This window comes from Streptomyces sp. NPDC033177, from assembly GCF_055577715.1.
Genome location: NZ_JBVIPS010000001.1, coordinates 603,308 through 617,516 on the forward strand (window position 1 = coordinate 603,308; position 14,209 = coordinate 617,516).

Annotated in this window: 9 protein-coding genes and 1 pseudogene; 2 read left to right on the top strand and 8 right to left on the bottom strand. The window is 68.8% G+C overall.

Annotated elements, in window-relative coordinates; genetic code table 11:
- Positions 1-68 precede the first annotated feature (68 nt).
- The 3 genes from ACZ5U5_RS02735 to ACZ5U5_RS02745 form a co-directional block, all read right to left on the bottom strand.
- Positions 69-1,217: an SDR family oxidoreductase gene (locus tag ACZ5U5_RS02735; protein WP_469015339.1), complete on the bottom strand. Its 1,149-nt coding sequence runs from the start codon at positions 1,215-1,217 to the stop codon at positions 69-71.
- Positions 1,218-2,282: 1,065 nt separating this feature from the next.
- On the bottom strand, positions 2,283-3,272 hold the full coding sequence (locus ACZ5U5_RS02740) for a hypothetical protein (protein WP_469015341.1): 990 nt from the start codon (positions 3,270-3,272) through the stop codon (positions 2,283-2,285).
- A 299-nt stretch (positions 3,273-3,571) separates the two neighbouring features.
- Positions 3,572-4,123 (bottom strand): site-specific integrase, encoded by a 552-nt coding sequence (locus tag ACZ5U5_RS02745; RefSeq protein ID WP_469015342.1) that lies wholly within the window; start codon positions 4,121-4,123, stop codon positions 3,572-3,574.
- Here ACZ5U5_RS02745 and ACZ5U5_RS02750 point away from each other — a divergent pair.
- Positions 4,082-4,306, top strand: a complete 225-nt coding sequence (locus ACZ5U5_RS02750) for a hypothetical protein (RefSeq protein ID WP_469017008.1) — start codon at positions 4,082-4,084, stop codon at positions 4,304-4,306. The two genes, ACZ5U5_RS02745 and ACZ5U5_RS02750, sit on opposite strands and share 42 nt — an antisense overlap.
- A gap of 1,041 nt (positions 4,307-5,347) precedes the next feature.
- The gene (locus ACZ5U5_RS02755; protein WP_469015344.1) at positions 5,348-6,568 is read left to right on the top strand and encodes a metallophosphoesterase; all 1,221 of its coding nucleotides are present in this window, start codon (positions 5,348-5,350) and stop codon (positions 6,566-6,568) included.
- Positions 6,569-6,575: 7 nt separating this feature from the next.
- Here ACZ5U5_RS02755 and xdhC read toward each other — a convergent pair whose 3' ends face one another.
- The 5 genes and pseudogenes from xdhC to ACZ5U5_RS02780 all read right to left on the bottom strand — a co-directional run.
- Complete coding sequence (xdhC, locus tag ACZ5U5_RS02760) at positions 6,576-7,415, bottom strand: xanthine dehydrogenase accessory protein XdhC (RefSeq protein ID WP_469016882.1); 840 nt, start codon at positions 7,413-7,415, stop codon at positions 6,576-6,578.
- A gap of 1 nt (position 7,416) precedes the next feature.
- Complete coding sequence (gene xdhB, locus ACZ5U5_RS02765; protein ID WP_469015346.1) at positions 7,417-9,849, bottom strand: xanthine dehydrogenase molybdopterin binding subunit; 2,433 nt, start codon at positions 9,847-9,849, stop codon at positions 7,417-7,419.
- On the bottom strand, positions 9,846-11,336 hold the full coding sequence (locus ACZ5U5_RS02770; protein WP_469015349.1) for a xanthine dehydrogenase small subunit: 1,491 nt from the start codon (positions 11,334-11,336) through the stop codon (positions 9,846-9,848). Before ACZ5U5_RS02770 ends, xdhB begins: the two co-directional genes overlap by 4 nt.
- Before the next feature lie 488 nt (positions 11,337-11,824).
- Entirely contained in the window at positions 11,825-13,447 is a 1,623-nt protein-coding gene (locus ACZ5U5_RS02775; RefSeq protein WP_469015352.1) for a class I adenylate-forming enzyme family protein, read from the bottom strand.
- 130 nt (positions 13,448-13,577) lie between these two features.
- Positions 13,578-14,209 (bottom strand): annotated as a pseudogene (locus ACZ5U5_RS02780) (FecCD family ABC transporter permease); the annotation flags it as partial.

Consider the following 14,209-nt stretch of genomic DNA (forward strand, 5'->3'; position numbering starts at 1 on the left):
GGTAGGAGAGCTCTGCGGCAGGACGACACGTCCGGCACCTGGGGGACCCCGCACGCAGGTCCCGGACCTCAGGTAGTGGCAGCGGTGACCGGCGCCGCGGTGCTGTCGGCGCCCACGGCACCGCCCGGCGCCAAGGCGCTGACCAAATAGGCATGATCGAGCGCGGCAGGATCCGCCAGATCCGAGGTCAGCGCCACCGTGTTCGAACGGTCATAGGTGCGCCGGTGGCGATAGCTCAAGAAGCCCGGCAGAGAAGCAGCGACGAACCGTTCGACGTCCGTGGGATCGGCGACATGATCGACGCACCTGATCCGCAGACCCGGATACCGGCTCTCGATTGCGGCCGCCAGTTGGCCCATTGATGTCTCCACCGGGTGCACGACATGGAACGTTCGCGGACCGCTACCGTGCCGGCTGTCCTGGCCGATGCGGAGCATGGCGTCGATGGCATAGCCGTCCGGGACCAGGTTGAACGTGACATCCGCGGGCACAGGCAGCCGCAGATCCAACCGGGCCCCGCTGCGCGCGGGCGCCGGGATACCCGGCGCACCGCTCCTGGCGATCGCCTCGATCATCTGCCCCAGCACGTTCAGGGGATGAGAAGGTGCCCCCGTGACGCATTCACGGTCGCTGGTGACCACGCTGGGCCGCAGCACGACCGCCAGGCGCCGGTGACGCTCCGCCCACTGCCGTACCAGCAATTCCGCTTCGAACTTGGAGGCGTCGTAATGCGTCACGAATCCGTGCGCGTCACTGAGATAGTCCTCGCCGACGACACCATCACCCAGCCCACCGGCCACGGCCATGGTGCTCATATGGACCAGACGGCATGACAGCGGGGTCACTTCCGCGAAGGCGAGCACCTCGGCAGTGCCCCGCGTATTCACCGCGTACAGCCGCTCACGCTCACCCGCCAACGCAATATCACCCGCACAGTGCCACACCGCCTCACAGCCCCGAGCGAGCCGTGCGTACAGAGCCGGAGGCAACCCCAGCCATGCCTGCGTGACATCCCCGCTGACACAGCGCAGCCGCGCCCGCGCCTGACTGTCAAGTGCCTGTCCCGACACGGCCTGCAGCACTCCAAGGAGGCGAGACCTCAAAGCGGCAGGCGTTCCTCTTCCCAACGCAACTACCTCTTGCGCCCGGGTAGTCAGTAGATCGAAGAGGAGACGCGAACCCAGAAATCCGGTAGCCCCGGTGAGCAGAATAGCCACGTTGGCAGAATGGGCCCAATGCCGCAGAAGTGCAAAATCAACGGTACCGCTATCTTCAGATAAGAAGATAAGAGCTACGCCATCCCTGCCTATGAATTTCGGACGTCCCGTCAGCTGACTGTCCATGACCTGGTGTCCGGGCACCTGTGCCGGTCTTTACCCGCAGGGGTGGAACGTTCCCATAATGGTCCCCGAGGCGGGCTCTAACGTTCCCGCACATTGCCGCGCGCCCTGATGGCGGGCGGCCTCTATTTTGAGGGCAGTGCAATGACCGCCGCCATGAGGACCAGAAGTTCAGTCTTCTCTTCGGGTAGTTCGACCAGGACCGGGACGGACAGCTCACCCGGGAGGACCTCCAAGCGACGGCGCGGGCCTTAGCTGCGGATGAGGACCACACCCACGTCACTGCCATTGACGAAGCCTTCGAGTAGTGGTGGCAGTTGCTCCTGAAGCATGCCGTCCATGTTGCAGCGGCCGACTTCGGCCGAGGGCGGCAGGAGTGATCAAACCGGTTCTGGGTGATCCAGGCCAAGGTGGTTGTGTTCGGTCGCAATCGAGACGCTGCAACAGTACCTGGGCTTCGTCGAGCAGGGCCTGACCGTGTGCCGTCGGGGCGACCGGCCGTCTGCGGGGGTTGAAGGTCGCGAAGCCCGCGGTCGTCTCCAGCTTCTTCAGACGCCCGTTGAGGGAGGTTCGGGGGATGCCGAACGTGAGTGTCGCCGCGCGGCGTGTGCGATACCCGGGAAGCAGCAGAGCAGTCCGTAGTTCTTCCAGTGCGCCCGCGCGCGTGCTGATCCGTTCGATGTCCGGCGACAGCGGCACGCCGAGGGGGGCAAAGGGACTCGGCTGCCACGCTGGAGGCGCACTGTGGCCGGCCGTATGGCGGGAGATCTCCCAGGCGTCGAGGAGCTGTGAGACGTTCGTTTCGGGGGCGGCCAGTTCGCGGGGGATGTTGGCCACCGTTCTGCCCTTGTCGGGGCACTCGGTGCGCAGCCATGCCGGGTCGACGGATCGTTTCAGTTCGCCCGCCGCGCGGCGCGGGCGCAGCGGGATGTTTGCTTGGCTTCAGCGCGGTCTTGACGATCGAGGGGGTGCATCCGGCGAGTTCGGCGCTCTGCAGCTGCTGCAGACTTTGCCGTTGGTAGAGGTCGCGCGGCTGGGCGGGTACCAGGTAGCTGGCGCGGTGGGCGGGGGTAGTTGCCCGTGGTTGCACTTGTTGTGCGGGCGGGTTTGCTCGCTCAGGCGGCGGTTCTCCATCAGCAGACGGAGCTGCCAGCGCAGCCGGTAAAGGTGGAATTGTTGGAACTGCCGGGTGCCCAGGCTCTTGCAGATGCGTGTTCTCATCGAGGAGCAACGGATTCGCCTCGTCGGCGAACAGGGCTCGGCGGCGTGCGTAGTCGATCGGCCCCTCGTGGGTGTCGAGGACGCGCGCGTAGTTGGGGCAGCGTGCTGCAGATGTGATCGACGTCGACCAAAGGCCAGCAGTGCCTCCAGGTTGCTGCGGAAGTGCGGGTGGCCCATGATCCGGGCGGCCTGACGGTATCCGGCCGGGCTCCCGGGAATGAGCATGAGGCTTGCGCAGGCGCGTCGCAGGCCGGCGACCCTCGGCTGGTGTGGGCTCTTGGGCGGCAGCAGCCGTAGCGTCCAGGACGGCCAGAGCATGGCGGGCGTCTTGGACGCCCGCACGGTGATGTCGGTCTCGCTCAGGTGGGGCTCGGCGGGCTCGGCGGTCGCTGTGTCGTAGCGCAGGCGGTCCTTGAGCGTGAGCTGGCTGTCGGACGCGGCGAGGATGCGCTTGATCAAGCGCGGGCCTGCGGTCCTCCAGTTGGGCAAGTGCCGGGTGGGGTGTTCGCGCAGCTCACCCACTTCGCGGTCCGGCGCGAGGCACATCCACGCGAACACGTCCTCGCGCAGCGGATTCTCGGGATCGGTGGCGATGGCGGCCAGGGTGGTTCCGATGGCAACGTTGCGCGCATCGTGGATCTCCATCGTCGCGGCGCCGACGAGAAGCTCTCCGCCGCAGGCCGTGATGATGTCGCGTGCGATGGGTGGCACGTCTTCGGAACGGGCGCCGATGTTGCGTAGCGCTCGTCGTCCCAGGTGTGACAGTTCGCACCCCGCAAACGCGCCCTGTTCCAGGCCGCGTTCGCCGCGGTCGGCTGCAAGTCCGACCCGTCATCGCCGGGGGGCGCACCTCATGCACGGTGGCCGTGGCGTCCGCCGGGAGGTGCCCTGCAGGCGCTGTCCCTGCGAGCCTGCTTCGCATGCTTGGCGACTCTTCCCGTGCCGGTCTCCGCCGATCGGCGCGGCGCCACCACGCACCGAACCAGCTGAGCGGCGCCACGCTTCTTATGCTAGGCCGCCCTTGACTGTGGCTCAGACTCTGCCGATCCCATGGCCCACTCCACGGCCGCCACGACCTCGTCGTCCGAGGAGTCCAAGAGATGTCCGTACCGGTCAACGGTGGTAGTGATCGACTCGTGGCCGAGGCGGGCCTGAATCACGGGCAGCGGCACTTTGCCGGCGATGAGCCAGGAAGCGTGAGTGTGGCGAAGGTCGTGGATACGCGGGCGCTTGGTGAGACCCGCGGCGTTGGCTGCATCCAGCGCAGGCTTCCAGCGGTGTGCGTAGAACACACCGGAGTGCCAGGCTCCGCCCTCTGGTGCGGTGAAAACCAGGTCGGTCGGCTTCTTTCCCAGGCAGACCCGCTGGAACAACCGCACCTGCTCCGGGGTGAGCACGAGGGTCCGGCGTGACTTCTTCGTCTTGGGGGCACCGAGGAACGCCCCTCCTTCCCCTCGCCGCTTCCACGCGCGCTGCACACGGAGCGTAGGCCGTTTGGACGCGAAGGCGAAGTCCCGGGGTTGCAGTGCCGTCACCTCGCCCCACCGGAGACCGGTACTCACCAGCGCATCGACGATGTCGACAGCGTCGGCACGCAGGTTCGTCTTGAGAAGGGCGTACTCCTCGGGTTCGAGGAAGACCTCGTCATCCTCGGTGCCGTCTCCTTAGGCAAGCGAGTGTGGGCGCACGGGTTCGAGTCACGCAAGGCAGGGTCGGCGCTCACAGCGGACTGGAAGATGCTGTAGAGCAAGCTGTGAAGGTTGGCGATCGTCTTCGGCGCGTAAGACCGGCGCACCGTACCCGCGGGGTGCAGGGGGCCCGGCTTCCCGTTCCGAAGGTCCAGAATCCACTGGCTGACGTGGTCTCGGGTGAGTCTGCTCCCTCGTCGGAGACTGACAGCTCGCCGAACCACGGAATCATGTGGTTATCAATGAACCTGGTGTAGTTAGTTCTGGTGTGGACTGATATGTCCGTCAGCAAGCCTACGTAGGCGTGCGCGTAGACCGAGAACTTTTCCGCGTCCGGCATCGGCGGCTCACCCGGCTCGACGAACCCCTCCCCCTTGACCCACCCCGGCGGCCATTGCTGTCCGTGACCGTTGACCAGATCCCGGAAACGTTCCGCCTGCTTCTCATCGTCGAAGGTCTCGCGGCACCAGTCCCCCGTGCGGGACCCGCCGGCCCGCCACACGACGGTGTAAGAGGGGTCTCCGGACTTCCGGGGATTGGTCTTGATCGAAGCCATGAGAGAAAACGTACGGGGCTTCGGTGTGGCGCTCGTGTGGCGAACGCGGTGTCTGCGCTAAAACGCTCTTCGGCCGCTGGCGACGTCCGGAGGCCCACTACCGGAACGAACGATGCCTTTGCTACGCCCCCGTCGAAGCCAGACGGCCAGCGGCAGGTGCATCGGTGAACGACGCCTATGGAGAAGGCCGAAGGGGTAGCCCGGGTCACTCGTCTGAGACCAAGATCCGGACCATCTGCGGACCACGTTCTCACCCGCCCACCTGCACCGCACTGTCACCGCAGGTCAGCGAGGGGACTACTCGTGTACCACCAAGAGACGAAGAACGTTCTGACACGTACAGCCCGAAGAAGCTCGGCTTCTTCTAGGGCTTCCCGCCCGATTGCCTGGAGACGCAGAGGCCCTCCAGGCAACCCACGGCGTCATCGGCCACGACCGCCCAGGCCAGGCCCCTCCGACCGGCCCGCACCCGCCCCGACCGGTCCGACCCCGACCGGATAAAGTGCGCGCGACGGCAGCCTGGTTGCTTGAGAAGGGCACGCGTGACCGACACCAGCGAAACCCAATCCGCCGACAATGCCGCGCACACGGCTCAGCACAGTCCGCTGCGCCGCCTGATGCGCTACATCCCCTTGGTCGCACCCGTCCTGCTGTGGGCCGTGCCCTGCTGGGTGCTGTTGCACACCGGCCAGCGCTGGCCGGTGCCTGTCGCTCTGGGCGGCACAGCCCTGTTCGCCCTCGGTCTGGTCGGTATGCCGATCGCGATGATGCGCGGCCATGGCCGACGCCAGCAGGACCGGGCCGCGATCGTCGGGGACACCCTGCTGGGCTCCGCCTGGGTCCTGTTCACGTGGTCCGTCGTGCTCGGCCTCCTGCTGCGCCTCGCGCTGGCCGCGGCCGGCGTCGGCGAGGGTCAGGACCGGGCCCGGATCGTCACGTGGGCGATCCTCGGTGTCACCGCCGTGCTCCTCGCCTGGGGTTACTTCGAGGCGCGCCGGGTGCCTCGGGTGCGCCGTCTCGATGTGGAACTCCCGCGGCTGGGGGCCGGATTGGACGGCACCCGCGTCGTCCTCATCACCGACACCCACTACGGCCCGCTCGACCGTGCACGCTGGTCGGCGAAGGTCTGCGAGACGGTGAACACCCTGGAGGCCGATCTCGTCTGCCACACCGGCGACATCGCGGACGGCACGGCCGAACGCCGTCGCGCCCAGGCCGCCCCGCTCGCCACCGTGCGGGCCACCCGGGCGAAGGTCTACGTCACCGGCAACCACGAGTACTACAGCGAGGCCCAAGGCTGGGTCGACCTGATGGACGAGCTGGGATGGGAGCCGCTGCGCAACCGCCATCTGCTGCTCGAACGCGGCGGTGACACTCTCGTGGTCGCCGGCGTCGACGACGTCACCGCCGAGTCCTCCGGCCTGGCCGGCCACCGCGCCCACCTCGACGGAGCACTGGACGGTGCCGACCCCGAGCTGCCCGTCCTGCTTCTGGCCCACCAGCCCAAGTTCATCGACCGGGCGGCAGCCGGCGGCGTCGATCTCCAGCTCTCCGGCCACACCCACGGCGGCCAGATCTGGCCCTTCCACTACCTGGTCCGCCTCGACCAGCCCGCCGTCGCGGGCCTCAGCCGCCACGGCGCCCGCACCCTCCTCTACACGAGCCGTGGCACCGGATTCTGGGGCCCGCCCTTCCGCGTCTTCGCGCCCAGCGAGATCACCCTGCTCGTGCTGCGCTCGCCGGGACGGCCCTCGTCACCGTAGGACCAGGTCAGAGCCCCTCGGCCTCGAACGTGCGCAGCAGATCCGCGGCGACGCTCACCGCGATGGTCGCGGGTTCCTTGCCGGTGACGTCCGCGAGGCCGATCGGTGTCTTGATCCGGCCGATGGTGGACTCGTCGTGACCGCCCTCGGTGGTGAGGCGGTGGCGGAAGCGCACCCACTTGGCCGCCGACCCGATCAGCCCGATGGAGCCGAGATGGCTCGTGCGCAAGGCGGCGTCGCACAGTGCGGCGTCCTCGGCATGATCATGGGTCATGATCAGGACGTGGGTGCCGCGCGGCAACTCCTCCAGCACCGCCTCGGGCAACAGCGGAGTGTGGTGTACGTGCACCTGCCCCACCGCGTCTGCCAGCACGTCGAGCCGCTCCTCGGTGAGGATGTCGGAGCGGGTGTCGATCAGATGGAGGTCCAGGTCCTGACGTGCCAAGATGCGTGCCAGTTCCAGGCCGACGTGTCCTACGCCGAAGATCGCCACGGCCCGTACCACCGCCAGCGGTTCGAGCAGCACCGAGACCGTGCCGCCGCAGCACTGCACGCCGTGCCGGTTGGTCACCTTGTCGTTCAGGGCGAAATCGATCAGCTCCGGCGTAGAGGTGGACGCGGACGTGTAGGTGGAACCGGACATGGACGTGGCGATCATCTCCCGGGCCCGGTCGATCGCGACGGCCTCGACGTTGCCGCCACCGATCGAGCCCCACGCCTCCGTCTCCCCCACCACGAGCTTCGCGCCTGCGTCGCGCGGGGCGTGTCCGCGCACGGACGCGACGGTCACGAGCACGCCGGGCTCCCGGCGTGCTCGCAACCGCGCGACCGCGGCGATCCACGTCATGTCAGGCACCGCTCAACGTTTTTGCGTCGGCCGCGTCCGGTGCGCCGGTTCGGACCTCGCCGTTGAGGGCGAGCCCGTCGCGGCGTACGTCGGCCAGGTGAGTCTCGCGAGCCTGGCGCGCCCCCTCGATCGCCCAGTACACCGCCTCCGGAGTCGCGGGCGAGGCCAACTCGACGCTGATCCCGCTCGGCCCGAACGCGGCGGCAGCCTGCCGCAAGGCTTCCCGTACGCAGAACGCCAGCATCAGCGGAGGCTCGCCCACCGCCTTGGAGCCGTACACCGCGCCCTTTTCGGTGGCGTTCTCCAGGAGTGCCACGTTGAACTCCTCGGGCATCTCCGAGAAGCTCGGCAGCTTGTAGGTGCTGGCGGCCTGGGTCAGCAGGCGGCCCCGGCTCGGCCCGTCTCCCGCGTCCCAGCGCAGGTCCTCGAGCGTCAGCCACCCCGCGCCCTGCACGAAGCCGCCCTCGACCTGACCGATGTCGATCATCGGGGACAGGCTGTCGCCGACGTCGTGCACGATGTCCACGCGTCGGATGCGGTACGCGCCGGTGAAGCCGTCCACCTCCACCTCGGCCGCGGCGGCGCCGATGGCGAAGTACTTGAACGGGGAGCCGGTGAAGGACTTCGCGTCCCAGTGCAGCCCCTCGGTGCGGTAGAAACCGGCGGCCGACAGCTGAACGCGCTGGAAGTACGCGGTGCGCACCAGGTCGTCCCAGGCCAGTGCCTTGTCGCTGCCGAGAGCGCGGGCGACGCCGTCGACGATACGTACGTCCGCGGCACTCGAACCCAACTGGGTGGCGGCCACCTGCAACAGTCGCTCGCGCAGTTGGTGGCAGGCGTTCTTCACCGCCGCGCCGTTGAGATCCGCTCCGGCGCTCGCCGCCGTGGCAGAGGTGTTGGGAACCTTGTCGGTTCGCGTGGGGGCCAGCCGTACCTTGTGCAGCGGGATGCCCAGCGTGGTCGCGGCCACCTGCAGCATCTTCGTGTGCAGGCCCTGGCCCATCTCGGTGCCGCCGTGGTTGATCAGGACCGAGCCGTCCTTGTAGATCAGCACCAGCGCGCCGCCCTGGTTGAAGGCGGTGAGGTTGAACGAGATCCCGAACTTCACGCCGGTGATCGCGAGCGCCCGCTTGGTGTGGGGGTGCGCGGCGTTGAAGGCGACGATCTCGCGCCTCCGATCGGCGAGATCGCCGTTGTGCTTGACCTGCTCCCATACGGCGGAGATCCGTTCGGGCTGAGTTACGGGCTGTCCGTACGGCGTCGACTGGCCCGGCCGGTAGAAGTTGCGCTCGCGCAACTCCGTGGGATCCAGGCCGAGCAGCGGCGCGCACCGGCCCATGATGTCCTCGATCACCAGCATTCCCTGCGGCCCGCCGAAACCCCGGAAGGCGGTGTTGGACGCCTTGTTGGTCTTGGCGATGCGACCGGCGACACGCGCGTTCGGAATCCAGTAGGTGTTGTCGATGTGGCACAGCGCACGAGCCACCACCGGTTCGGACAGGTCCAGGCTCCAGCCGCCGTCGGCGGTCAACTCGGCGTCGAGGGCCTGGATGCGGCCCTCGGCGTCGAAGCCGATCTTCCACTGGGCGTGGAACCCGTGGCGCTTGCCGGACATGGTCAGGTCCTGCGTCCGGTTGAGTCGCAGCCGTACCGGACGGCCGGTGAGCTTGGCGCCGAGGGCTGCGATGGCCGCGAACCCGTGCGGCTGCATCTCCTTGCCGCCGAAGCCGCCGCCCATCCGCAGACACTGCACGGTCACTTCGTGGCTGTGCAGGCCGAGTACGTGCGCGACGATCTCCTGGGTCTCCGAAGGGTGCTGGGTGCTGCTCTGGACGAAGACCTGCTCGGCCTCGTCGATGTGGGCCAGCGCCGCGTGCGTCTCCAGGTAGAAGTGTTCCTGGTCGGAGAACTGGAACTCGCCGGTGAACACGTGCGCGGAGTCGGCGAAGCCTGCCTCGACGTCGCCGGCCAGCATCATGGGGCGGGCACCGTGAAAACTGTCGGCCGCGATCGCGTCCTGAAGGGTGATCAGGGAGGGCTGTTCGTCGAGTTCCACCTCGACGGCCGCCGCACCGAGCCGGGCCGCTTCCAGCGTCTCGGCGAGCACCCAGGCGACTGCGTGCCCATGGAACATGACCACATCGGGGAAGAGCGGTTCGTCGTGCTTCATCCCGGCATCGTTGAGGCCGGGTACGTCTGCGCCAGTCAGTACGCGGACCACGCCCGGCACGTCGAGTGCGGGCTCGGTGCGCAGGGCGGTGATCCTGCCGTGGGCCTGAGTGGCCTGGACCGGGTAGGCGTGCAGCACGTCCTTGGTGCGGTGGATCAGGTCGTCGGTGTAGAGCGCGCTGCCGGTGACGTGCTGGACAGCACTCTCGTGCGGCACGGAAATGCCGACGACGGGCTTCTCGGGGCGCTCGGACAGATGGCTCATGACGACACACCCTCGGTGGTTTGTGCGTACAGCTTCAGCAGACTCTGGCCGAGCATCGCGGAACGGTAAAGGGCGCTGGCGCGGTGATCGTTCATCGGCGTGCCCTCCGCCCGCAGCACCCGGGCGGCGGCTTCGACGGTCTCCGCATCCCACGGCTTGCCCTCCAGGGCCGCCTCGGTGGCGAGGGAGCGGATCGGCGTGGCGGCCACGCCGCCCAGGCCGATGCGCGCCTTGCGTACGAGCCCGTCCTCGATGTCGAGCGCGTAGGCGACCGCGACGCTGGAGATGTCGTCGAAACGCCGCTTGGCGATCTTGTGGAAGCCCACGACCGGCGAAAGCGGCAGGGGAAAACGCACCGCGCGGATGAGCTCGCCGGGACTGCGCACGCTCTGCCGGTATCCGGTGAAGTAGTCCGCCAGCGGGACTTCGCGCTCGCCGTCGGCGTCGGCGAGGACCACCGATGCCTCAAGGGCGAGCAGCGCCGGGGGGCTGTCACCGATGGGCGAGCCGGTACCCAGGTTGCCGCCGAGGGTCGCGCTGTTACGGATGAGCCGGGACGCGAACTGCGGGAACAGCTGGCCCAGCAGCGGCACTTGGCCGTCCAGGCGGCGCTCGATCTCGGTGAGCGTCAGTGCCGCCCCGATCTCGATATGGCCGGATTCGACGCGCAGCTCCCGCAGTTCGGGCAATCGATCGATGGCGACCACGCAATCCGCCCTGCGGGCGCGGATGTTGACCTCCACGCCCCAGTCGGTGGAACCGGCGACGACCACCGCGTCCGGCTGCTCACGCAGCAGCCGCAGTACGTCCGCCAGGGTGCCCGGCCGAAGGAACGCCTTGTCGTCACGGGTGTATTCGGTGGCGGCCGGCGGGGGCGGGGACTGCTCACGACGCTGCGCGAGGTGGTCCTCGTCGGTGGGCGTGCCGACGGCGAACGCGGCATCGCGGATCGGGCGGTAGCCGGTGCAGCGGCACAGGTTTCCGCTCAGCGCATGAAGGTCGAACCCGTTCGGACCGTGCTCGGCGTCGGTGTCTCCGATCGAACCGTCGCTCTGGGCCGAGTCCGTGGGAGCCGCGTGCGCGCACCGGTCAGGGCGGTAGTACTCAGCGGCCATGCTGCAGATGAATCCCGGTGTGCAGTAACCGCATTGGGAGCCGCCGCGCACCGCCATTTCCTCCTGGACCGGGTGCAGCGTGCGCGGTGTGCCGGGTTCGCCGACGGCGGCGAGGCCCTCGGAGGTCACGATCTCCTGTCCGTCCAGGGCCGCGGCCGGGACCAGGCAGGCGTTGATCGCCACCCAGTCGGTCGGCTTGTTCACCCCGGGGCGGGCCACCAGGACCGAACAGGCCCCGCATTCGCCCTCGGCGCATCCCTCCTTGGCGCCGGTGAGACCACGCTCGCGCAGGAAGTCCAGCGCCGAGGTGTGGGACGCGGTCGGGGAGATCGGTGTTTCTTTCCCGTTGACGGTGATGCGCGCCGCTGTCATGAGAGGCCTTCGCTTCGATGCGCGATCGGTTGATGCATCTGACTCATCTGATTCTTCATGTTCGCCAACTTCAGGCAGCTTTCTGTGTTCAGACGCGCCACGCGGGAGGGGCGCACGACAGCACGCGGCAGTGACGTGCCGGAAGGCGGTGGTGAGGTGATGGGGTGGTGGTGATGGGGTACGCGAACGGCGCCCGAGACGGCCGACGTTGATGTGCTGCCGACAGCAGGCACACGCATGTGCCACAGACGGGCACATCAGAAGGGCTTACTCGGGCGCCGTGGAGGCGTACTCAGGCGCCGTGCGCGATCCGACCCGGAACCCAGACAGTGCGCTGGGCGAGGCGACCAAGATCAGAGCTGGTGTTCATCCGCTGGGTCGCCCCCTTTCGGTCGTGACAGGTCGATGGCCACCGAAAAGTAGTTCGCCGGAGCCACCGAGGTCAAGGGGTGCGGTCGGGCGATCCGTGCCCCCGGCGACCGCGGCGCCTACCGCGTGGCCAGGGCCTCCCCCGTCCACGCGGCGCGCAGCGCCTTCTTGTCCACCTTGCCGACCTTGGTCGTCGGCAGCCGGTCAAGCAGGACCGTCTTGCGGGGCGTGTAGAGCTCTCCCAACTCGGCGGTCACCGCCGCGCCGACGGTGTCCGGGTCGACGTCGGCGCCTTCTGCCGTGGCCAGGAAGATCTGTACGGCCTCCCCGAACTCCTCGTCCGGTACGCCAAGAGCCGCCGCGTTGCGCACCCCGGGAAGCGTGAGCAGGAAGTCCTCGAGAACCCTGGAGTAGACGTTGTCGCTGGTGCTGCCGGTGACGATGATGTCCTTGGCCCGGTCGACGAGAAAGAGGTACCCGTCGGCGTCGAGATAGCCCAGGTCTCCCGTCCGCAGCCAGCCTTCGTGCAGCGCCTGCGCGGTGCGCTCCGGGTCCTCGTAGTAGCCGAGCATCACCGTCTCGCCCCGGACACACACCTCGCCGACCTGCCTGGCGGGCAGTGCGGCCGCGCTGTCCTCGCCGCGGATCTCGATCTCGGTGTCGGATATCGCGCGACCGCAGCTGCGCCACAGCTCGGGCCGGCGAGCCCCCTCCACGGCGAGGTCGTCCGCGCCGAACGCGGCGATGCCGAGCGCCTCCGACTGTCCGTACCCCTGGCTGAGGACCGGTCCGAAGACCTCGACCGCCTGCTGCAGACGGCTGGGCGACGAGGCCGCGCCGCCCACGACGATGCGTCGCAGCGCGGGCAGGGCGCCCGCCACGCACTCCGGGTGGTCGAGCAGCGCGTACAGCATCGGCGGCACGAACATGGTGGCGGTGATCCGCTCCTCGCGCAGCACCGTCAGGGCCGCGCTCGCCTCGAATTCGGGCAGCACGACGAGGGCGGCCCCTGTCACCAGGGCCTGTATCGAGGTGAGGTGACCGCTGCCGTGGGTGAGCAGCGTGGAGGTGAGCACCCTGTCCGTGCCCGGGTTCGCGGTCGGGAAGACCGCGGGGCTCGCGTCCTGTCGTCCTTCCGCCAGGTCCACCAGTGCGTCGTACAGCCGGTGGCTGTGTGCTGCGAGCTTGGGGCGGCCCAGGGTGCCGCCGGTGTAGAGGACGGTAACGGCTTCGTCGGGTCCCGGGGCGGGCACCCCCTCGGGACGTTCCGCGGGGCATTCGGCCGCCACGGCCAGCAGGTCCGTGCAGCGCCGTTCGCAGGGCCCCAGGCTGAGCAGCACGGGGGCGTGGACGCTGCGGTCCGCCGCGTCGGCGGCCCGCTCGGCGAAGAGCGGGTCGGTGACCACGGCGCGCGCCCGGGACTGCTCGACCAGCGCGGCGAGCTCCCCGGGCCCGGGTTCGGGCGGCAGGAACACGACGCGGCAGCCGATGAGATGGACCGCGAGCTGGACCAGGACGGAGTCCACACGGTTGGCCAGGAACAGCCCCACTCCGTCGCCGGGCGCGAGCCCTTGGCGACGCAGCGCATGCCCCAACTGGAACAGCCGCCGCCGAGCCTCCGCTCGGGTCAGCCGCTGGGCGCCCTGGACGAGCGCCTCGGCGTTCTCGTCCGTGTGCCACTGCTCCAGGACGCGGTCCACGTACGTCTGCGGCCCGGATGTTTGCTGTGCGTTAATGATCATGGACACATGCAAACATGTCGCTTAGGTGCCGTGTCCTTATAGGGGGTCAATTCGGCCATCGGACCACGGAGTACTATGCCCCGGCCCGGGAGGGGGCGTGGCCTTCGACCGCATGGCCTTCGCCCCGGACCTAGAACCCCCGGCGGCTCTCCCGTACCAGCAGCACCAGCAGGTACGCCCCACCTACGCACACGGTGACCGCGCCGGTCGGCAGCAGCACGCCCGGGATCGTGTGCTGCGCCGCGATGTCCGCCCCGAGCAGCAGGACCGCGCCGACGAGCGCCGAGCCGGCGAGGTCGACGGAGGCCCCGTGCCCGGTGAGGCGGCGGGCGATCTGCGGGGCCGCAAGCGCGACGAACGCGATGGGTCCCGCCGCGGCGGTCACCGCGGAGGTCGCGACCACGCCGAGGACGACAAGCAGCACCTTCGTGCGTTCGACGGGTATGCCCAGCATCGACGCGGTGTCGTCGCCCAGTTCGAGCCGCCGCATCCGGCGCTGCGCCACCGGGGACGCGATCGCCACCGCCACGAGCACGACGGCAGCCAGGGCGATGGCGGGCCACCCGATGCCGCTCAGTGATCCCGCGCCCCACACGGCGGCCCGCAGCGCGGTGTCGACGTCGGCCTCACCGAGAACCACGTGTAGACCGAGGACAGCAGCGCGCCGACCGCGATACCCACGATGATGAGCCGAAAGCCCTGTACCCCCCGCCGGAACGCCAGCAGATACACGGCGAAGGCGGTGACGAGTCCGCACACGAG